The sequence below is a fragment of the Nocardiopsis sp. NPDC058789 genome (genome assembly GCF_042745575.1).
Taxonomy (GTDB): Bacteria; Actinomycetota; Actinomycetes; order Streptosporangiales; family Streptosporangiaceae; genus Nocardiopsis; species Nocardiopsis eucommiae.
Genome location: NZ_JBHYOW010000004.1, coordinates 235,767 through 255,109, shown reverse-complemented (window position 1 = coordinate 255,109; position 19,343 = coordinate 235,767). Strand labels below are relative to the sequence as shown.

Below are 19,343 nucleotides of genomic sequence, written 5' to 3'. Positions count from 1 at the left end.
CCCTTCGCCGCCATTCGGTGACTCCTCCGACGAGACGACACAACCCGAGGAGACGAGCAGGAGCAGAGCCGTGCCCAAGGCTGCCCAGGCGGGAGTCCTCGCCTTGGGCGACTGGCTGCTGGGGGACAAGGTCTTCCCGTCTCTCTCTCGCCTGCGTCGCGTCGTGCTCGTGGTGTCGACTGCTGTTGAGTCTGCAAGCCCTGTCTACGGCGGCGGCCCCGCGAAGATTCCGTCGATGGTGGTGATCACACCCTGCGCGATGCGGTTGCCGATCCCGGCGTTCATGATGACCACGGCCACGAGTGCGACGAACACCAGGATCGCCCCGTACTCGACGAAGCCAGCGCCTCGGTCGCTGCTCCGCTCGGCCCTGGGCAGGGCGAGGGAGCTGAGCTTGACCCAGACCTGGTGCGTGAGGTTCACGGGGTGACTCCTTGGGGAACAGGGGCTGCGACTTCGGTGCTGCCGACGCGTTCGCCTGGTTCGTGGGGCGGGGGAGGGGTGGCGTTGACGGCCCGCTCGTCCACGACTGCTTCGAACGTGGTCATCGCGAACACCTCCTCACGGGTCTGACGGATCCGGGTCCGCGCATGGCGGTGCCCTGAACCTGTGCCCCTCCACTATCGGACATCACGCGGTGTCCTACCCCAGAGTCTGGCCGGATGTGGCCAGATCGTTTCCGGGTGCGTTTCGGGCGCTGAGCTCTGCCCACAACCCCTTCACGGAGGAACGCACAGGTGAGGGGTGATCCCCAGGGGTTCCCTCGCATCACTGGGGGCATCGGTTGCCACCCGTCGCTCGCCTTGCGCCCCTTGACAGGGGGTCGGACAGTGTGCGTCTGCGGCCGAACTCCCCCTGAGGAAGGAAGGCCCAGGCCAGGGGCCGTGTCGGCGCCATGGTGTTGAATTGTCCAGTTCTCGAATGCCCTACCCCCGGATTCGCCCCCTGCCCCCCAGTGACCCCTCACCGCCGCACCCCCCGCTTCAGCTGATCCTCCCGGCCGGTCCTCGGCCGACCCGTCAGAAAGGCCCGAACCTTGGACGCCACGGTGCTCATCCCCATCCTCGGGGCCCTGCTCGGCCTGGCCATCGGTGTGTTCCCCCTCGTCAAGGTGTTCCACGCGTACCGTTCGATCGGCGCCGCGATCGCGTCCGTTCCCGTTCCGACTCGACGGCCGCGACCGGAGGAGCTCACCCCGAGCGAGCTCGCCCACCTCGTGGGTGGGGCCACCCGAGTCGGCGAGGTCGTCCTCATGGACCTCTTCCTCTCGGGTCGCGTCCGGCGTCAGACCAGGGGCGGGTTCTTCACTCTGGTGGGTCCCTCCAACGCCTACGTCACCGAGAAGGACCAGGTCCGCCGGGACATCGTCAAGGCCTTCAAGGACCGCACCGGCCTGACCGCGCGGGGAATGATCCGGACCGCCACCTTCAGCCGGGGCATCGACCGGGTCCGGGAACGGCTCGCGGAACGGCGTCTGATCGCCCACTCCGGCGAGCTCACCAAGGCTCTCGCGGACTTCCACGACGGCGGCTGGATCGCCCAGAAGCTCTCCCTCGTGAGCGCCGGGCTGCTGATCGGCGGGGTGGTGCTGGTGACCGCCTACGAACAGAACGGGTGGACGGTCGCGATGATCGTGCTCGGCGGGGTCCTCTCGGTGCTGAACGGGCTCACCTCCGGGCTGTACCTGGCGCGCGGCGGTCGGAACGTCACCACCAGGACCCCCGCCGGTACGGAAGTGCTCGTGGAAGCGGAGCGGACCTACTCCGCCGGCCGGGTCGAGGAGCGTTCGATGGTGCGTGAGGTCGCGCTGCGGCACGTCGCGGTGATCGGACTCGGCCGGATGGGCCGCGAGGGCGGGCAGCGCGGGCGCGGAGTGGACGGCTCCGGCGGCGACGCGGTGCGGGTCGTGACGGACTCTGGTTCGGCGCGGCTGGTCGAGGAGCCCGCGGGGAGGGTCGGGGAGCGGACCCCGGAGCCCAGGGAGGGGTTCGAACTGGACTGGGGCAGCCTGTGCGAGTTCGCCGGACTCTGCTCGGTGGGTGGTCACTCCGTCAGCTCGGACGGTTCCGGCTCCCACGGTGGTTCCCCGAGCGGCGGCCTCTTCGACGGGGGTTCCGGTGACGCCTCCGGCGGTGGTGACTCCGGGGGCGGTGACGGAGGCGGTGGTGGCGGCGGGGACTGACGTCCGGACAGGCCCCTACACCGCCGACGGTCGCTCCGCATCCGCTTCCCAGGAAAGGGGTGAACCGCCGGAGTGGGGGTCCGGCGTAAGAGAATGCAGGGGGAAGCGAGGTGTGTGGGGTGCCACGACGGTGTGCCTGGCTCGGGGGCCCGAGGGGACGGTCCCGGCGCCCCGATTCCCGAGTCCGCCCCGGCCCTGTTCCCGCCTGGATGATCCCTACCGATGGCCTCCGAACCGACCCGGCTCACCCCAGTAAGGAGTTCCATGACTCCGGCACCAGCGGAACCAGAGGCGGGAGAGTGGTTTCGCCGCTACTTCGCCCCCGAGGAGCTGGACCGGCTCGAGCAGTTCCCGGTCCGCATCCCCACAGGCCACGAGTTCGGACTGCTGGGCCTGCTCGGCGCCTGGCACACCCACGTCCGAAGACTGCGGGAGGATCTGCCCCTCCCGGACGCGGCCCCCTCCGCGTGCGGTGTCCACGACCTCGTCACCGCGCTCGTCCTGCGTGACTTCGTGGACCGGGGGGTCGCCACCCTGGGCTCGGAACGTACCGCCAGCGTGGACGCCGCCCTGGCCGACATCGACGCGCGTTTCCGTTCCCTCACGGAGGAGGACGACGCCGGTCTGCTGGCCCTGGCCGAACCCGAGGCGGAGGTCCGGACCGACGAGCAGTGGTGGTGGAGGCGCATCCCGTTGAGCGGCCCCGCGCGCAGGGAGCTGGACCGCGCGGCCGCCCGTGAACAGGACGGCCGTGGACAGGACGGCCGTGAACGCGCCGAGAGGGGTTGACCGAACGCGTGGGCGGCCCGGGCACCGATGCCCGGGCGTGATGTGGGGCGGGGTCCTGACGACCCCGCCCCACCCCTGTCACCGGAGGAAACGGTTCCGGATCCTGCCTGATCCGGTCCCGCACCCTTGACCAGTACCCCCGGTCAGGGTTCCGTGCCGACCTCAGCTCCCGTCGGGCGCCGCCAGGCCGCACGCGTCGGCCAGCAGTTCGTAGGAGCGGAAGCGGGCGGTCTTGTCGTAGATCATCGAGGAGATCATCAGCTCGTCCACACCGGTGTCGGCGACGAACTGGTCGATCCTGCTCCGCACGGTCTCCTGGGAACCGACGAAGGAGTAGCGGAGCATCGCGCTCGTCTGCTCCTTCTCGCCGGGACGCCACATCGTGTCCATGGCCGAGCTCCGGACCGGGGGCTGGAGCAGTCCGCGCGCGTTGCGCATGATGCCCAGGAAGGCCTGCTGCTGCGAGGTGAACAGGTCCTTCGCCTCCTCGTCCGTGTCCGCGACGACCACGTTGATCCCGGCCATGGCGTAGGGCTTCGAGGCCTGTTCCGAGGGGGCGAAGTCCTCCCGGTAGGCGGCGAGCGCGTCGTAGAGCGCACTCGGTGCGAAGTGCGACGCGAAGGCGTACGGCAGCCCCAGGTGCGCGGCGAGCTGGGCCCCGAACAGGCTGGACCCGAGGATCCACAGGGGCACCCGCAGGCCCTCGCCCGGAACGGCGCGCACCGGCTGTCCGGGGCTCGCGGGCTCGAAGAGGGACCGGAGCTCCTGGACGTCCTGCGGGAAGGTCGAGGAAGCGGAGTGGTCACGGCGCATCGCCCGCATGGTGCGCGGGTCCGTTCCGGGAGCACGTCCCAGACCGAGGTCGACGCGTCCCGGGTAGAGGGACTCCAGCGTGCCGAACTGCTCCGCGATCACCAGCGGGGAGTGGTTCGGGAGCATCACGCCGCCCGAACCCACCCGGATGGTGGAGGTGCCCTCCGCGATGAAGCCGAGCGAGACCGAGGTGGCGGCGCTGGCGATGGCCCGCATGTTGTGGTGCTCGGACAGCCAGAAGCGGGTGTAGCCCCACCGCTCCAGGTTCTGGGCGAGTTCACGGGCGTCACGCAGGGCCTCGCCGGGGGTGGAGCCCTCGACGATGCTGGCGTGGTCCAGGACGGACAGGGCGGGCCCCGCCCCCGATGCCCCGGTCTTCGTGGCCCCGGTGTTTTCCGTCATCTCAGTTACCCCCACTGGCCTGAATCGTTCGATGATCGACGAACATCGAACAGTGACGGTACACTCGCCGCTGAACGCACACCAAATCCTGATCGCGGATGGGCTCGGCCGCGGGGCGGGGTCGGGTGGGACGGTGCGGCCCCCGGGCGGACGCGCGGAACGGCTGTGTGGCAGAGGAAGCGGAGGTGGGGTCTTGGTTCCCAAGGGGACGGCGAAGGGGCGCGAGCATCCGGCCCTGTCCGAAGTGGATCTGGTCACGGTGCTCTCCGCGCTGGCCGAACCCACCCGGATGCGGATCGTGTGCATGCTCGCGGAGTTCGAGGGTGAGCGGGCCTGGAAGGACATCGACCTGCCGATCGCGCAGTCGACCCTGAGCCACCACCTGAAGATCCTCCGCAACGCAGGGCTGATCCAGAACCGGACCGAGGGCACGCGCTGCTTCGTCTCGCTGCGCGACCAGGAGCTCGACGGGCGCTTCCCCGGCTTGCTGGAGACCGTGCTGAGCTGTCGGGACGCGCACTAGGGCGGGCTTCCCGCAGGCCTTCGCCGGTGACGACGGAGTCGCCGTCGGCACGATCGGCGGCAGGGAGCGTCTCCGGCGCGACGACGCGCCGGGGTCGGGCCCGTGGCCGTTCGAGCTCCACGGGTTCGGCGAGGGACGGCCTGGTGGTCGCGAGCGCCCCATGATCCGGAGGACACGCCTCGCCGCGGCCCGGCGGCGCGAACACCTCATGTCTTCACTCACGCAGGCGCAACGAAGCCCGGTCACGCCGAGTTCCCGTCCGGGTTCGGTTTCTGGGCGGAACGCCTCCGCCAGCGGAGCGGCGACGACCACCCGGGGGTCGTATGCGGGATCCGGGTGAGGGCTCGACACCGGGCCGCTTTCGTGGGATGAGCTCGGCTGTGGAGCGGTCGTCACGAGTCGCGGCCCCGGTCGCCGTCGGCTCCCTGTGAGCCGACACGATCCGGGGCCGCGCCTGAGGTTGGCCTCCGCTCCCGTGTCTCCCCCTGACACCGGGAGGGGAGAGTGCCCCCCTTTTTTCCTCATGGTTCGGGGCCGCGATCCCTCTGTTCCCCTTTTCCCCCCGGTGGCTTTGTCGCCCGGAGGCAACAGAGGGCTGGGGCCCCTTGGTGGCGAAGGGAGCATTCACGTGCTCGGTGAACGTGAATTCCCCCGAATCCCCTGCCACCTGGGCGGGTGAGAGTGTTTCTTGGCGGAAGTTCCCCCTAGATCGCAACTTCCACGAAGTCACTCCCCATCGAACTCGCGCCTCTCCCGTGTGACGAACGGGAGAAAGCGAGATCCCGCAGGTGCACTCTATCGCTTCGCGCAACCATTCTGTCCATCCCCGGGAGCCTCGTTCTGTGGTGAACGAGAACCCACCCACGGGCCCCGGGAACGAAAGGACGCACGGAACGTCGAGTGCATGGCGCGGACGCCAGGACACGCGCTGGCATCGGGCTCGAAGCCAGCGCCGACCGGGCGACCGACGGTCTGAGTATGCCTGAGATCGAGGGTGCTCCGCAGCCGTTCCGCGGCAATTTCTCGAACTGATTCTCCGACCTGGCTGAGTGGCGCACTCAGGGTGGTCATTGGCGGGGTCCGGATTGGTTCGGGTCGGAGCCGCGTGCCGTCTTTTGTAGGCGGTTTGGTGTCTAAAGTCATCGCTTGGCGGAAACCGGACACCCTCGTAACAACGGTTTCGGGGGTGTCCGCTCCCTGGGAGCCCTTGTGGATTCAGGAGGCCCCGTGGCGCGAGGACGGGGCCTCGGCCGCCACGGGGTCGGCCGCGCGACGGCCGGGGCTCCTGGTGGCCGCTGGGGGCCTCGGGGGCGTTCTTCGACCTGAAGGGAGACATCGACTGTTGTCTCGTTCGGTGGGTCGACTGTCCGGTTTTCCCTCGTGGGGGCGTGGGACTGGCTGAGGAGGGCGGGGCTGCCGGGGGGATCCGCTGGGTCACGCGACGGTGGGGCGGAGGGGACCCCAGGGTGAAGGATGCCCGGGGCGGGCTGGGCGGGGCGGTCCTCCCTGGAGGCGAGGACGAGTCGGTACGACTGCCGCCCTCCCGCTGCTCCGGAAGGTGGGGTGGCGGTGGGGGGAATTCCCGCCCTGCGGACGGGCCGTTGGTGGCGCGTGGCGGGAGGCGACGACCGGAGGGATGCCGACGGGGTGCCGCCGTGCTTTCCCGTGTGTTTCTCCGGAGGAATGCGAATGGACGATTCCAGGAAATGGAGCGTCGTTTCGCAGGGGAATGGAGTGGCCTCGGCGGTCGGTGCGGGACTCCGCCGAGGCCGCTGGTGGTGGGGGTGTGGCAGGGGAGGGCGGGACGGGCTCGGGGCGTCACTCCGGTGCGAAATCATGAGTTCTATGCGAGTCGCGCATGAAGTGGACCGTTCCGGAACCGTCGGCCCCGAATACCCCGGACGGTGCCTCCTCCGGAACGGGGGTTCATCGGTCAGTTCCGGTCCCGGGTGAGTCGGAGGAAGCCACCACCCTGTCCCACCACCAGTCCGAGGTTGGCCAGAGCGTAGGTCCACCACAGCCAGGCGAGGCCACCCGCCGAGGCCACGGGGAACGCGGCCAGGGCCAGCAGCCCGAAGCACACCGCGAAGGTGTACAGGGTCGGGGCGGTGCGTCTGAGGGCGAGCAGCCCCATCCCGGGCACGGCCTGCACGCCGTCCGCGAGAACGACCACGAAGACGACCGGTACCAACCCGATGACCAGCGCGGAGACGGCCCGGTCGGGGGTGAGGACGCCGACGGTCGGGCCCGCCGCGACCCAGAGCAGAAGCATGCTGAGGGCGATCACCGGCAGGGCCAGCGTCAGTCCCGCGACCAGTGCTCTGCGGACCTCGCCGAACCCCGAGGCACTCTCCCCGGGAGACTCGGCCGCCCGCGCGGCACGGGCCATGAAGGGGACCGCGGCCTGGCCGACAGCGGTCGCGGGGAGGAAGACGAAGGTCACCAGGGTCACCATCACCTGGTGGGCGGCGGCCTCGGTGGTGCCGATCCGTGCCACCGCCATGGCGAGCAGGCCCAGCACGCCGAACTTGATCAGCATCGTCGACCCCATGGGGAGTCCGACCCGGGCGATACGCCAGACGCCGGACCAGTCCGGTCTCCACGCTCCGGGAGACCGGGTGGTCAACGCGGTGCCGCGTCTCAGCAGGACGTGGGCCAGCGCGGTGGTCGTCAGGGCGGTCAGGAGCATGGCGAGGCCGGCGCCGGCGATGTCCAGACCGAGGGCCAGCACCAGTGTGGGGATCAGGACCACGGACGAGGCGGTTCCGACGAGGCCCACGGCCATGGCCTGTTTCGACCGCCCCAGGCCGATCAACAGGACCGTGGCGCAGGACTGGAAGGCGTTGGCGAGCAGCGCCAGCGCCATCAGCTGGGGGAAGGGGCCGAAGGCCGCCACGGTCTCGGCGGGTGCTCCGATCAACCGGGCGACCAGGGGAACCGACGCCACCACGGAACCGCCGACCAGGCCCAGGCACAGGGACAGCCAGAGGGAGTCACGCAGGACCGGGGCGAGGGCGGCGGGGTCCTCGGTGTTCCGCGCGACGAACGGCATCGAACCGCGCAGCGCGCCCTGGACGACCATCGAGGCGGGGTTGTACAGGGCGATGGTCAGGGAGTAGGCGGCCAGGACCGTGGTGCCGGTGTGCCCCAGCACCCCCGCCGTGACGAGGGTGCCGAACACCGTGGCGACCATGGAGAGGTAGAGGGGGAGGGCCTTTCCCGCGATGGCGCCGACCAGCCGGGAGAAGGAGGGGCGGGGCTCCCGTGGGTGCTCGTTCGTGGTCGCGTCCCTCGGCGGGTCCGCCGAGGGCGGGGACGTGCCGCCGGACTCGGGGGTGTGGTCGGCGGGGTGCTGCGCGGTGTTCCTGGCGTCGTCGGCCATCGTCTTCTCCGCGGGGAAGTGGGGGCGTCGAGCTGTCAGCGGGAGTTCGTGACGATTCTGCGGGACCCTCCGCACCCTCCGCGTGGCCGGGCCAGAGGGTGGAGCTGCCCCGGGGTCGTGGCCGGGGTGGTTGACGGTGGATTGCACCGATTTCCTCTCCTTCCCATAACGTCCTCACCCACCGTGTCCGCCACCGGTGCCCCTCGGGGTGGTGGCGTCGGGCGGCGCAAGGACGTCCCGACGACCGCCACGATCCTTGGTGAACAGGGCTTACCGACCCGCGCTCCAAGGTGCGGGCGCGTGATCGCGCAGGGCGGGGCATGCGTTGTGAGCGGGTCCCGTTCGCGCGGAGAACGGGGGGATCACTGTGTCGGCTCCCTCACGAATTAGGTAGGTTCGCAGAACAACGGGATCGAATGTGCTATCCCGGCACAGCCCACCACAACCGTCCCTGATGTGTGGAAAGCTGCCCCCAATGGACTTCTCCCTCCCTGATCCGCCGCCGAACGTCAACCCCCTGACCGACGGTGACCCGCTCCAGGTGGGCGGCTACCGCGTCATCGGACGTCTGGGCGCCGACGGTGTGAGCACCCTGTTCGCCGCCGTCTCCCCCGACCACGAACCGACCGCCCTCCGGATCGCGGGCCCCGGGTGGGACGCCCTCGCCGTCGATGGGACCCCGACCGCCGAGCGGAGCGACGGCGTGTGCGCGGTGGGCGTACGCGACCTCGGGACACACGAGGGACGGCCGTGGTCCGCTATCGAGTACCTTCCCGGACTCGGTCTGCGTGAGCACGTGCGGCTGCACGGCCCCGTCGGCGGCGACGCCCTGCTGGCGCTGGCGGCCGGCATGGCCGAGGCGCTCGCCACCACCCACGCCACGGGTGCCGTGCACGGTGACCTGCGCCCGGAGAGCGTGGTGTCCTCGGCGCGCGGGCCCCGCGTGCTCGACTTCGGGATCGCCCGCCGGATCGACGACACGGCCTCCGTACAGAGCGGGACGAGCCTGGGCTGGCTGTCCCCGGAGCGCTACGACGGCGCACCCGCCACACAACGGTCCGACGTGCACGCCTGGGCCTGCCTCGTGGTGTTCGCCGCCACCGGGGAGCCGCCGTTCGGGGCCTCCCCGGCCGGGCACACCCCGGGACGGGTGCCGGGACAGATCCTCTGGGAGATGGCCCGCCGCACCCGCGAGGCGCGAGTCGATCTCAGGGCGCTTCCGGAGGAGCTGCGTTCGCTGCTCCTGCGCGCCTTCTCCCCGGATCCGGAGTTGCGTCCCTCCGCCGAGGACGCCTACCTGGAGTGCCTGCTGATGCTCGGCATCGACGAGCAGTCGACCGCCGACACCTGGCCCGACCAGCTCCGCGCGCTCATCGCGCGGCACTGGCCGATCCCCGACCTGAGCTGGCACGACCCCGAGCGCTGGGTCCGGTCCGCGCACGCCTTGGCCCAGGCTGCGGCGGGGACCGGTGACGGGGGAGCGGAGACCGGAGCGGTCGCGTCGGTCGACGGAGCCACCGCCTCCGAGGGGGCCGCGGTCGGCCCCGGAACCCTCCGGGATGACACGACCCTCGGAGGCGGCGCCGAGACGGGTGCCGACGACGAGGAGTGGGGGCCGGAGGCCGCCGCGGAGGCGTACGGGCACGCCCTCCCCGCTCCGACGGCTGACGGCCCCGGGGCCCCGCCCGGGGCGCGCGGCGCGGGCACGGCCGGGAGGGGCGGCGCGGACTACCTGTTCGGGCCCTCACAGACCGGAGGCCACGACCTGTCGGGCGTGGACAGCGGCGGGATCGACCTCGACGAGGACGACGGCGCCGGTTCCCGGGGCAGGGTCGGCCTCTGGCTCGCGGTGGGGGCCGCCGGAATGGTCGCGGTGCTCGGGGGCGGTTACCTGCTGGTCAACGCCCTGAGCGAGTCGCCCGCCGACACCGTGGTCTCGGAGGGAGCCGCCGAGGAACCGGCCGCGTCCGAGGACGAGGAGGAGACCGAGGAGGGGGCGGCGGCCCCCACCGAGCTGCCCTGCGACGACGCCGAGCGGAGGGGAGCCCAGAGCGAACACGCTCCCTGGCGCCCCTTCACCACGGACACCGTCTCGCCGGACTCGTACGCCCCGCTCCTCGTCCCGGGCCCCGAGGGCGAGCCGAACACGAGTCCCGACGTCTGGCCGTTCGTCTCGCCGCTGGACCACGACACGATGGACTTCGGTCTGGTCACCCCCAGTCTGGAGGCTTTCCCGGTGATGAGCGTGTGCATGACCGGCGCACGGGACACCGGCGCGGGGGTCGAGTTCACGGCGGAGCTCACCTACCACCCCACCGTGGGCAGCCACCGTGTGTACGAGGAGGACTTCCTGGCCCTGACGCCCCTGGACCCCGAACTGAACGGGGGGATCGACAAGGAGACCGTCAGGGGCGGGAGCGGCAGTGAGCTGGGACAGCCGATGACCACGCTCACGGAACTCAGCCCGCAGCACCCGTTCGCCGAGATCACCGTGCTGCTCCCGGGAGCCCCCGAGCGGGCGGGTGTCGCCTACCGTCCGTCCGAGTACGCGGGAGCCCTGGTGCACGACCTCAGCGGGCACTGCTACGACGTGGACGGCACGGAGGAGTGGCGGGACGGGAGTCGGCTGGGGTCGGGCTACTTCGCCCTGCCGAGCACCGTCCCCGGGGAGAGCGACATGACCCTGTGCCCGGTGGACGGGGCCCCCGGACAGGGCTGACCTCCGAGCTCCCGACCCCGCCTCACCGCCGCCCCTCCGGGGAGCCGGGCAGACGGGTGCGGGCGTAGGTGAGCCGGCGCAACAGCACCTCGGCCGGTCCGCGCAGGCCGCGACGGCGCGAGATCTCCGCGAGGGCCACGGTCAGCCCCCAGGTGAGTACGGCGACCAGAACCGCGCCGGAGGCGCTCGCGGTGGCGCCCAGGCCCAGGCCGTAGGGAGCGAACACCACGGTGAACACGACCGCCTGGGCCAGGTAGCAGCTCAGAGAACGCTCTCCCACGGCCGCGATCGCCGTGGCGATCGCGCCAGGGGAGCCGTCGCCGTCCCCGCGCGAGGTGGCCCGCTCGGTCAGCCACAGGGCGACCAGGGTGATCAGCGCCGCCCAGCCGGGCCCGCCCGCCCAGCCCGCGAGGTCGTGCACGATCCACAACGAGACCAGGACCTGAGGCTCCGGCTCCGGCAGGAACTCGGCGGTGACCAGGGCGTCCGGCAGCCCCGCGACCACCGCGACGCCCAGGCCCACGACGGCGGTGCGCACCAACAGGGTGAGGTGCTCCCGAGGGCGCTCCAGGATGCCCCGGCGGCCCGCCCACATCCCCACGAGCAACGGCGGCATCACCACCAGCACCAGGGTCACCGGCGTGTACAGGGTCCACTCCGCGAACCGTTCGGCACTGGCGGCGAGGAAGCCCGACTCCACGAGCGAGGGCACCGCCGACGCCGGATCAGTGTCTTTGGGGGAGGTGCCGAACGCGTCACCCAGGCCGAGCACGGTGTTCAGCGCGGCGGAGGCCAGGGCGACGGCGCCCGCGGTCCAGAGCAGGACGGCGTCCCGTGCGCGCAGGAATCCCACGAACAGCAGCAGACCGAGCCCGTACGCCCCGACGATGTCCACCGGCAGCAGCAGGACCCCGTGCGCCAGCCCGATCACCAGCATCCACAGTCCGCGACGGCGCAACACCACGCGGGCGTGCACCCACCCGCCGCCGGCGTCGAGGACCCGGCGCATGATCCACACGGTGCCGTAGCCGAAGAGCAGGGAGAAGAGCGGGATCGCCCGCCCGTTCACCAGCGTGCTCTGGACGAACGTCAGCACCTGGTCGGCGAGGGTGCGAACGGTGTCCGGATGGGTGAGGAAGAACTGGGCGTTGACCAGCGCGATGAACAGCAGCATGAAGCCCCGCGCGAGGTCGGGGGCGAGGGAGCGCCCGGGCCCGAGCACGGGCGGGGCGACGGCCGAGGGAGGACGGCGGGACGGGCTCATGTCGGTTCCTTCACGGGCGGAGACAGGGGGCGGGGCCGGTTCGGGGCCCGTCCACGAAGGTACGGAGCCGTGGACGCCGTTCCGATGGGGCCCTCCCGACTCTTCGGGTGGGTCCGTCCCCACCCGAACGAGCGCCTATGATGGTCGGGCGTCGCGTGTTTCCGGCCAAGAGCAGTGGGCCGGCCGGAGTACATGGAGGCGCCATGACCTGTTCGGGGAGCCATCGTGAGCACACACGTCGCGTACCGAATCTGATCGGCTGAGCCGTTCGCGGCGCCGGTGTGACGCCGCTGTCGAGACCCTTCCCCCTCGGGCCCGGTGAGAGACCGGGCCGTAGGAGTCCGAGCCGCTGCCCCGCCCCGACCCGGCCGTACACCCGCCGAACCGGTGCACCTGGCACCACCTTCCGGCGGACTCCCCGAGCCCCTTCCGGCCTGACGGCCACCCGGTGCCCTGCCCTGACCGCACCCGGAACCGAGCGCGACATCCGCGCCCTCGGGGACGTCCGCCTCCACGACCAGTGAGAGGACCGTCCCTTGACGGAGATCGACGACAGGAACACGAACGAGGAGAACACCGGCGGCCCGGACCAGCCGCCGGCCGGGCCCCACCAGAGCCCCGAGCCCAGGGTGAGCCCCCTGAACGCACCGGTGGTGGCGGAGTTCCGCGCCAACGGCGGCCGTGTGGGCGGCCCGTTCGCCGGCGGGGACCTGCTGCTGCTCACGACCACGGGGGCACGCTCGGGTCAGCGGTACACGAATCCGCTCGGCTTCGTGCGGATCGAGGACCGCGTCCACGTGGTGGGCTCGGCCGGGGGCTCTCCGAAGGACCCCGACTGGTACCGCAACCTGCTCGCCCACCCCATGGTGACCGTCGAGATGCCCGGAGACGAGGCCCGCGAGTCCATCGCGGTCCCCTTGGCGGGCGACGAGCGCGACCGGATCTTCCGGGAGATCGTCAGCCGCCATCCGGGGTACGGCGACTACCAGGACCAGGTGGAGCGCCGTATCCCGGTGGTGGAGCTCCAGCCCTCGCCCGAGCTCGGCTCCGGTGAGGTGCGCGACCTCGCGGACAAGCTGCTCCAGATCCACGCGTGGTTGCGGGGTCAGCTCACCAACGTGCGCGCGGAGGCCGAGCGGTACCTGGCCGAACGCGACGCCGCGTCGACCGCTCCGCCGGTCGGTCTCAACCTCCAGATCCGGCAGCACTGCCTGGCCTTCTGCGAGTCCCTGCACTTCCACCACACCAGCGAGGACTCGATGTTCCCGGCGCTCGCCGAGGGGTACCCGCACCTGAGGGAACCGGTCGAGCGCCTGGTGGAGGAGCACCGGGTGGTCGACCGGGTCCGGGCCGAGCTGGAGGGCCTGCTCGCTGACGTGCGCACCGCCGACCCGGTGCGGTTCATGGCGGAGCTCGACCGGCTGACCGAGGAACTCGAGGCCCACCTGGACTTCGAGGAGGAGGCCCTGATCCCGACGCTGTCCGGGATCCCCTTCCCGCCCGCCTGAGCCCGAGGACGTGCGGCGCCCCGGGGACCGCCCGCCGGTCCCCGGGGCGCCGCGCCACCAGCCGCGACACGGTCCGGGAGGCCGGTGGCCCTACCCTCCGAGGAGGGTGCTCAGTTCGATCTCGGTACCCAGGAACATCGAGCCGATGATGAGGATCAGCAGACCCGGGAGCAGGGTCGCGGCGGTCACCATCGTCACCCTCGGATTCAGACGCTGGGCCTTGCGGCGCATGTACTGGGCGTCGGCCAGGCGCATGTCCCTGCTGATGTCCACCAGGGTGTCGCTCAGCGGCGCGCCCAGTTCCTCGGCCTGCTGGATGGCGGTGACGAACTTGCTGAGCGACTCGTTGCGGTTGCGGCGGCGCAGCGACTCGAAGGCCTCCCGGCGGGAGGTGCCCAGCTCCATCTGGTGGAGCGCGATGGTGAACTCGTCCGCCAGGACCCCCGGCATCGACACCGCCACCCGGGCGACGGCGGCGCGGAAGGACATGCCCGCGCTCACCGTCACCGCGAGCACGTCCAGGAAGTCCGGCAGCTGTGTCTGCACCTCGTCGGCGCGTTCCTGGGTCTGCACGTACAGGTTCAGGTCGGTCAGTCCCGCGAAGGCCAGTGCGAGGAGGGCGAGCAGCGGGCTGGAACCGGCCAGCAGCACCACGACCGTGAGGGTCCCGTAGATGGCGACCTCACCGACCTTGCGCCGCACGTAGCGTTCCGTGGTCAGGCCGTCCGGTCGCCCGGCCGCCTCGATCCGGGAGGAGACGGACGCCTTCGCCTTCTCGCTCATCGATCCCATCAGCGCCCTGGAGAAGGGGCGACCGATCCGCTCCGTGATCCGGTGCAGGAAGAAGGTGTCGTCGCTCTTGGTGGTCACCGGGGCGTTGACCGGATCGTCCACCGTCACCCGGGTCTGGGACTGGGTCAGGTGCAGGCCGTAGACACCGAGCAGCACGACCAGGGCCGAGGCGAGGCCGGCCGCCAGGGGGATCAGGAGCGGGAGGTTCATGGGGGTGTCCTTCGAGGTGCGGGCGGGGACGTGACGTGGGGGCGCTACATCTTGAACCGGGTGATGCGGGCGACCAGCACGAATCCGGTCGTGTACAGCGCGGCCACGACCAAGAGCACGGCGACCCCGGAGGCGGAGCTGGTCATCGTGCGCATGATCCCCGGTTCGATGCCGTTGATCAGGAACAGGGCACCCACCGACATGAACCCGAGCGCCCACACGGTGGAGGTCGTCTCACTGAGGATGGTGCTCACCTCACGCCGGGTCTCCTTGCGGCTCTCCAACGTGGAGGAGATGTTGCGCAGAGCCGTCACCAGCGATCCGCCGGACCGGGACGACACCAGCAGCGTGGACAACAGCACGCCCAGTTCACGGGAGGGCATGCGCTGGCGCAGGTCCGCGATGGCCTCCTCGAAGCTCGCGCCCAGCTTCATGGACTCCGCCATCCGGCCGAGCTCCTCCCCGGCCGGGCCGTCCAGCTCGTCGGCGGCGATGGCCACCGCCGTCGGCAGCGCGAGCCCGGCGGAGGTCGCGTTGCCCAGTACCCGTGCCAGGTCGGGCAGCTGGTTGGTGAACTCCTCCCGGCGCTTGGACTCGGCCCGGCGCAGATAGGAGAAGAACAGGAACGCCACGCCCGCGGCGGCCAGCAGGCCGAAGAACGGCGCGAGGACCTGCCACACGATCAGGACGGCCAGCAGCGCGCCGGACGCCAGCGCCACGACGAAGGTGGCCGGGCGCATGTCCGTGCCCGACCGCGCCATACGGCGAGCCAGCCGAGCGCCCCACTGGGTGCGCCGAAGCCAGGCGTCGAACCTGGCCATGGGCGTGGAGGCGGCGTACTCCGCCTGGTCCAGGGCACTGCGCGCGGCGATCAGCCGCCGTTGCTCGGCGCTGGCCACGAACTCCCACAGCGCCCACAGCGCCAGGATCAGAACCAGGGCGAGACCGCCGAGGATCGCCGGAATCTGCCAGTTCACCCGGTCTCCCTTCGGGCCGGTGCCGTCGGTCGGCCCGGCGTCGTACCTCGCGGGGGGAACGCCGTCGCGGACGTGGTGCGGGCCCTCAACGGCTGTCCCGGACGGGGTCGTCGGACACGACCCCGAACACCGCGGGGACGCTCTCCCCGACGTGGTGGATGCGACCGGCGACGTGGCGTGGCAGCGGGTGGTGCCGGAACCGCCCCTCGACGGTGCGGTCGGGGGTGGCCGGGAGCGCCGCGAACTCCATGAGCCGGTCCAGCCGGAACTCCTCGCGGCGACGCGAGGACACCACGGCGATCTCGTTGATCCGGCGGGAACCGTCCGGCCAGCGGCCCAGGTGGACGACCGCGTCCACCGCGTTGTTGATCTGGTCGCGGATCGCGTCGTAGGGGATGTTCCCGTCGCCCAGGGTGGCCAGGGTCTGCAGCCGGTGGATGGCGTCCTCGGCGGAGTTGGCGTGCACCGTCACCAGGGACCCGTCGTGGCCGGTGTTCATCGCCTGGAGCATGTCGACGGTCTCGGGGCCGCGGACCTCGCCGACGATGATGCGGTCCGGACGCATCCTCAGCGCGTTGCGCACCAGGTCACGGATGGCGATGCCGCCCCGGCCCTCGATGTTGGCGGGCCGCGACTCCAGCCGCACCACGTGCTCCTGCATCAGCTGGAGCTCGGCGGAGTCCTCGATCGTGACGATCCGCTCCTGGCTGGGCACGAAGGCCGACAGCGCGTTCAGGAAGGTCGTCTTCCCGGTGCCGGTTCCGCCGGAGACGACGATGTTGAACCGGGCGCGCACCATCGCGGACAGCAGAACCCCGGTCGCCTGGTCCAGGCTGCCCATCCGCACCAGTTCCTCGATGGGGTAGGGCTTGGGGAAGCGCCGGATGGTCAGGACCGGACCGGACAGGGACAGCGGCGGGATGATCACGTTGACGCGCTCGCCGCTGGGCAGCCGGGCGTCCACCATCGGTGAGGACTCGTCCACGCGCCGGTTGACCAGGGAGACGATCCGGTCGATGGTCTGGTAGAGCTGCTCCTCGCCGTTGAAGGCGGCGTCGATCCGCTCCATGCGGCCACCGCGTTCCACGAACACGTTGTCGGGGCCGTTGACCATGATCTCGGTGATGCTCTCGTCGGCCAGCAGCGGCTCCAGCACGCCCAGCCCCAGGGCCTCGTCCACGACCCGGCGGATCAGGACCGACCGTTCGCGGTCCGACAGCACCGGGCCCTCACGGGACAGGATGTGCCCGACGACCCTCTCCAGGCGGACGCGGCGCTGGGCGAGCGTCAGCTGGGTCAGGTCCTCCAGGTTGATCTCCTCCAGGAGGCGCCGACGCCAGTGCGTCACGCTGCCGCGGTCCGCGCGTTCCTCGACGCCGCGGTCCTCCTCCAGCCGGTCCTTCAGCCCCATGTCCCTCGTGTCCTCCCTAGCCGATGCCGTCCTGGTCGCGCGGGTTCCGCCCGCCTCACACGTTCGGCATGTCCACCCGTCGAGTCAGTGTCAGGTTCAGGTCCACCGACGAGAACACGATCGGCAGCGGGTGGGAGACCTCCACGAAGTACCCGTCGCTGTCGTTGGTCCCACTGGTGATGGTGGCGTCGTCCAGCCAGCCGGGCAGGGCCGTGCGGGCGGTTTCCTCGGCCCCGGTCAGCTGCTGGGTTCCGGCGGCCCGGGCACCCGCCCTGGCGGCGGACTCGATGCGTTCGACAGCGGTGAAGGCCAGGAAGACCTCCATAGCCACCACCACCGTGAACAGCAGGATCGGCAGGGTCGCGGCGAACTCCAGGATGGGTCCGCCCCGGTCCGAACGCGGGTGGTCGCCGAACAGCAGCCTCCGGAGGACGGGGGCCCGTGTACCGGGCTCCGTCCCCGCTCCGCGAGTGACCGGGCGGCCCGTCCCGGGAGCCCGGGATCCACGGCCGCGCGCGGTGGGAGTGCCGCTCAGGGGGACTCCACCCCCTCGGGTTCGGTGCCCCCGCGCGGGCGCACCTCCGTGACCACCCTGGCCTCCCCGGTGATCGGCCACGGAGCCGTCACACCCGGAAGGAACACCGGCATGTCCAGGCTCACCCGCGCGAACCGGTCGCCGTCGCGCTCGACGATCTCCGTGGTCAGCACGTCCTCACCGTCCCAGGGCGCCCGCACCCGCTTGCGCGCCTCCTCGTCGATGCGGGCCATGTCGTCCGGCGTGACGGAGGCCTGCCGGGCCGCCTCGGCGGCCCCGTGGGAGGCGTACATGGAGGTGACTCCGACCAGCAGCACCTGCCACACCAGGGCCAGTGCCAGCATCATGAACGGAACCATGGCCGCGAACTCCACGAAGATCGCGCCGCGGTCGTCTCCGGTGCCCCGTCTCCTCCCGGACTCCCGGTGGTCGTCAGCCACCGATCCCCCCTCCCGGGTGCTGGGGGCCCGGACCCCAGGGGGAGGGCCCGACCGGCCGGGGCTGGTGCCCGGAGGCCGGGTCCTGGCCCATGGCGTTGAGGAACCCGGACACGTCCCGGGTGGTCGGGCCGCCCGGCGGCTGCGGACGCGAGGCCAGCCCGGCCAGCCCCTGGGGGAGCCCGCCCGACGGGGTGGTGTGACCGCCCGGCCCGGTTCCCCCCGAGAGTGCGGTGGGGGGGACGAGCAGGTCCAGTTCCGACGCGAGCCGCGCGAAGGCCTTGCGCAGTCCCTCGTCGGTCACCTTCGTGGGGTCCCCGTTGTTCTCCCCGGGTTCCAGCGCCCGGTAGGCCGCCGGGACCGGTGTGCGCAGCACCTTGGTGCCCAGCAGCTGCTGGAGGAAGTCCGGCTGGATCTCGTTCTTGCGGCTGTGCCGGGTGACCAGGGAGTAGACGTCCTCGTGCGAGCGGATCTGGAGGCGCTCCCACATGGCCATCAGCCGCTGGGCGCCCCGCAGCGCGGGCACGTCCGGGGTCACCGTCACCACGGACCTGTCGGCCACCTCCACCGCCATCGCGGTCGCCTCGTTCATGGTGGAGCCGCAGTCCACGATCACCAGTTCGTAGCGGGACCGCAGGGCGCTCAGGATGCGGCGGGTGGCCCGGGCGGTGACGTCCTCGCCGCGCTCGCCGTGCTGGGGGGCCAGGAGCACGTGGGGGCCGCGCGGGTCCACGTAGAGGGTCTCCGCGAGCATCCCGGGGCTGATGTCGTCGGCGGCGTCCACGAGGTCCGTGATGGACCTGCGGTGCTGGAGGTTGAGGTAGGAGGGCAGGTCACCGGCTTGGAGGTCGAGGTCGACCAGGCACACCAGCCGGTCCCGCCGGGCCGCGGCCATCGCCAGGTGCACGGTGCAGGTGGTGGTGCCCACGCCGCCCTTGGCCCCGCTGAGGGTGACGATCCGGCCCCGCACCCCGGAGGCGGGCAGTTCCAGCGACGCCGACTCCAGGTGCCGGCGCAGGGTCCGCGACCACTCGGCGGCCTTGGCGACCCGGGTCTCCAGTTCGGTCGCCCCGGAGTCGGCCGGGACCACGCCCCGCGCTCCGGCCTCCATCGCGGCGGTGAAGGTGTCCGGGTCCATCGACGGCGAGACCAGCAGGATCGCCAGCTGCGGATGCCGGTGCGACAGGTCCCGGATGGTGTCGAAGACCGGGGCGGGGCCCAGTTCCCGGTGCACGAGGACCACGTCGAGGTCGGAGTACTCGCCCGCGGCGTTGATCAGGTCCGTGCTGGTGAGGCGGGACGAGACGAGGTCGGCCCCGGCCAGCTCCTCGAAGCGCGCCGCGATCACCATCTCCGTCTCGGAGCTGGGCATCCCCGCCAGGACTCGGAAGTTCACTGG

15 protein-coding genes are annotated in these 19,343 nt (G+C 71.5%); 5 read left to right on the top strand and 10 right to left on the bottom strand.

What is annotated here, in order from left to right:
* Positions 1-204: 204 nt before the first annotated feature.
* The gene (locus ACFW3L_RS07190; RefSeq protein WP_378737352.1) at positions 205-423 is read right to left on the bottom strand and encodes a hypothetical protein; all 219 of its coding nucleotides are present in this window, start codon (positions 421-423) and stop codon (positions 205-207) included.
* Between the two features lie 613 nt (positions 424-1,036).
* On the opposite strand from ACFW3L_RS07190, the gene ACFW3L_RS07185 reads away from it, so the two are divergent.
* Together ACFW3L_RS07185 and ACFW3L_RS07180 are read left to right on the top strand one after the other, a co-directional pair.
* Positions 1,037-2,182 (top strand): TIGR04222 domain-containing membrane protein, encoded by a 1,146-nt coding sequence (locus tag ACFW3L_RS07185; protein ID WP_378737350.1) that lies wholly within the window; start codon positions 1,037-1,039, stop codon positions 2,180-2,182.
* Positions 2,183-2,446: 264 nt separating this feature from the next.
* Entirely contained in the window at positions 2,447-2,971 is a 525-nt protein-coding gene (locus ACFW3L_RS07180) for a hypothetical protein (RefSeq protein WP_378737348.1), read from the top strand.
* A 162-nt stretch (positions 2,972-3,133) separates the two neighbouring features.
* Here ACFW3L_RS07180 and ACFW3L_RS07175 read toward each other — a convergent pair whose 3' ends face one another.
* Positions 3,134-4,186, bottom strand: coding sequence for an LLM class flavin-dependent oxidoreductase (locus tag ACFW3L_RS07175; RefSeq protein ID WP_378737346.1), 1,053 nt, complete (start codon positions 4,184-4,186; stop codon positions 3,134-3,136).
* A 244-nt stretch (positions 4,187-4,430) separates the two neighbouring features.
* Between ACFW3L_RS07175 and ACFW3L_RS07170 the strand changes: the two genes are divergently transcribed.
* Positions 4,431-4,709 carry an ArsR/SmtB family transcription factor gene (locus ACFW3L_RS07170; protein WP_378737624.1) on the top strand — a complete coding sequence of 93 codons (279 nt, stop codon included), beginning with the start codon at positions 4,431-4,433 and terminating at the stop codon, positions 4,707-4,709.
* A gap of 1,933 nt (positions 4,710-6,642) precedes the next feature.
* On the opposite strand, the gene ACFW3L_RS07165 is transcribed toward ACFW3L_RS07170, so the two are convergent.
* Complete coding sequence (locus tag ACFW3L_RS07165) at positions 6,643-8,091, bottom strand: MATE family efflux transporter (protein WP_378737344.1); 1,449 nt, start codon at positions 8,089-8,091, stop codon at positions 6,643-6,645.
* Between the two features lie 475 nt (positions 8,092-8,566).
* On the opposite strand from ACFW3L_RS07165, the gene ACFW3L_RS07160 reads away from it, so the two are divergent.
* Positions 8,567-10,810 (top strand): serine/threonine protein kinase, encoded by a 2,244-nt coding sequence (locus ACFW3L_RS07160; RefSeq protein WP_378737342.1) that lies wholly within the window; start codon positions 8,567-8,569, stop codon positions 10,808-10,810.
* 22 nt (positions 10,811-10,832) lie between these two features.
* On the opposite strand, the gene ACFW3L_RS07155 is transcribed toward ACFW3L_RS07160, so the two are convergent.
* Complete coding sequence (locus ACFW3L_RS07155) at positions 10,833-12,074, bottom strand: DUF418 domain-containing protein (RefSeq protein ID WP_378737340.1); 1,242 nt, start codon at positions 12,072-12,074, stop codon at positions 10,833-10,835.
* Between the two features lie 545 nt (positions 12,075-12,619).
* Between ACFW3L_RS07155 and ACFW3L_RS07150 the strand changes: the two genes are divergently transcribed.
* Complete coding sequence (locus ACFW3L_RS07150) at positions 12,620-13,582, top strand: nitroreductase/quinone reductase family protein (RefSeq protein ID WP_378737622.1); 963 nt, start codon at positions 12,620-12,622, stop codon at positions 13,580-13,582.
* Between the two features lie 90 nt (positions 13,583-13,672).
* On the opposite strand, the gene ACFW3L_RS07145 is transcribed toward ACFW3L_RS07150, so the two are convergent.
* From ACFW3L_RS07145 to ACFW3L_RS07120, 6 genes are all read right to left on the bottom strand, one after another.
* Positions 13,673-14,584 carry a type II secretion system F family protein gene (locus ACFW3L_RS07145; protein ID WP_378737338.1) on the bottom strand — a complete coding sequence of 304 codons (912 nt, stop codon included), beginning with the start codon at positions 14,582-14,584 and terminating at the stop codon, positions 13,673-13,675.
* A 44-nt stretch (positions 14,585-14,628) separates the two neighbouring features.
* Entirely contained in the window at positions 14,629-15,561 is a 933-nt protein-coding gene (locus ACFW3L_RS07140; RefSeq protein ID WP_378737336.1) for a type II secretion system F family protein, read from the bottom strand.
* Between the two features lie 85 nt (positions 15,562-15,646).
* Positions 15,647-16,972: a CpaF family protein gene (locus tag ACFW3L_RS07135; RefSeq protein ID WP_378737334.1), complete on the bottom strand. Its 1,326-nt coding sequence runs from the start codon at positions 16,970-16,972 to the stop codon at positions 15,647-15,649.
* A 55-nt stretch (positions 16,973-17,027) separates the two neighbouring features.
* The gene (locus ACFW3L_RS07130) at positions 17,028-17,393 is read right to left on the bottom strand and encodes a TadE/TadG family type IV pilus assembly protein (RefSeq protein WP_378737620.1); all 366 of its coding nucleotides are present in this window, start codon (positions 17,391-17,393) and stop codon (positions 17,028-17,030) included.
* Positions 17,394-17,503: 110 nt separating this feature from the next.
* On the bottom strand, positions 17,504-17,881 hold the full coding sequence (locus ACFW3L_RS07125; protein ID WP_378737617.1) for a pilus assembly protein: 378 nt from the start codon (positions 17,879-17,881) through the stop codon (positions 17,504-17,506).
* Positions 17,882-17,939: 58 nt separating this feature from the next.
* Positions 17,940-19,340: a CpaE family protein gene (locus ACFW3L_RS07120; RefSeq protein WP_378737332.1), complete on the bottom strand. Its 1,401-nt coding sequence runs from the start codon at positions 19,338-19,340 to the stop codon at positions 17,940-17,942.
* Between the last annotated feature and the right edge of the window lie 3 nt (positions 19,341-19,343).

Excerpts from the sequence above, each read along its gene's own strand:
- ACFW3L_RS07180 (WP_378737348.1), top strand. The coding sequence starts at position 2,447 with ATGACTCCGGCACCAGCGGAACCAGAGGCGGGAGAGTGGTTTCGCCGC.
- ACFW3L_RS07175 (WP_378737346.1), bottom strand. The coding sequence starts at position 4,186 with ATGACGGAAAACACCGGGGCCACGAAGACCGGGGCATCGGGGGCGGGG.
- ACFW3L_RS07165 (WP_378737344.1), bottom strand. The coding sequence starts at position 8,091 with ATGGCCGACGACGCCAGGAACACCGCGCAGCACCCCGCCGACCACACC.
- ACFW3L_RS07160 (WP_378737342.1), top strand. The coding sequence starts at position 8,567 with ATGGACTTCTCCCTCCCTGATCCGCCGCCGAACGTCAACCCCCTGACC.
- ACFW3L_RS07155 (WP_378737340.1), bottom strand. The coding sequence starts at position 12,074 with ATGAGCCCGTCCCGCCGTCCTCCCTCGGCCGTCGCCCCGCCCGTGCTC.
- ACFW3L_RS07145 (WP_378737338.1), bottom strand. The coding sequence starts at position 14,584 with ATGAACCTCCCGCTCCTGATCCCCCTGGCGGCCGGCCTCGCCTCGGCC.
- ACFW3L_RS07135 (WP_378737334.1), bottom strand. The coding sequence starts at position 16,972 with ATGGGGCTGAAGGACCGGCTGGAGGAGGACCGCGGCGTCGAGGAACGC.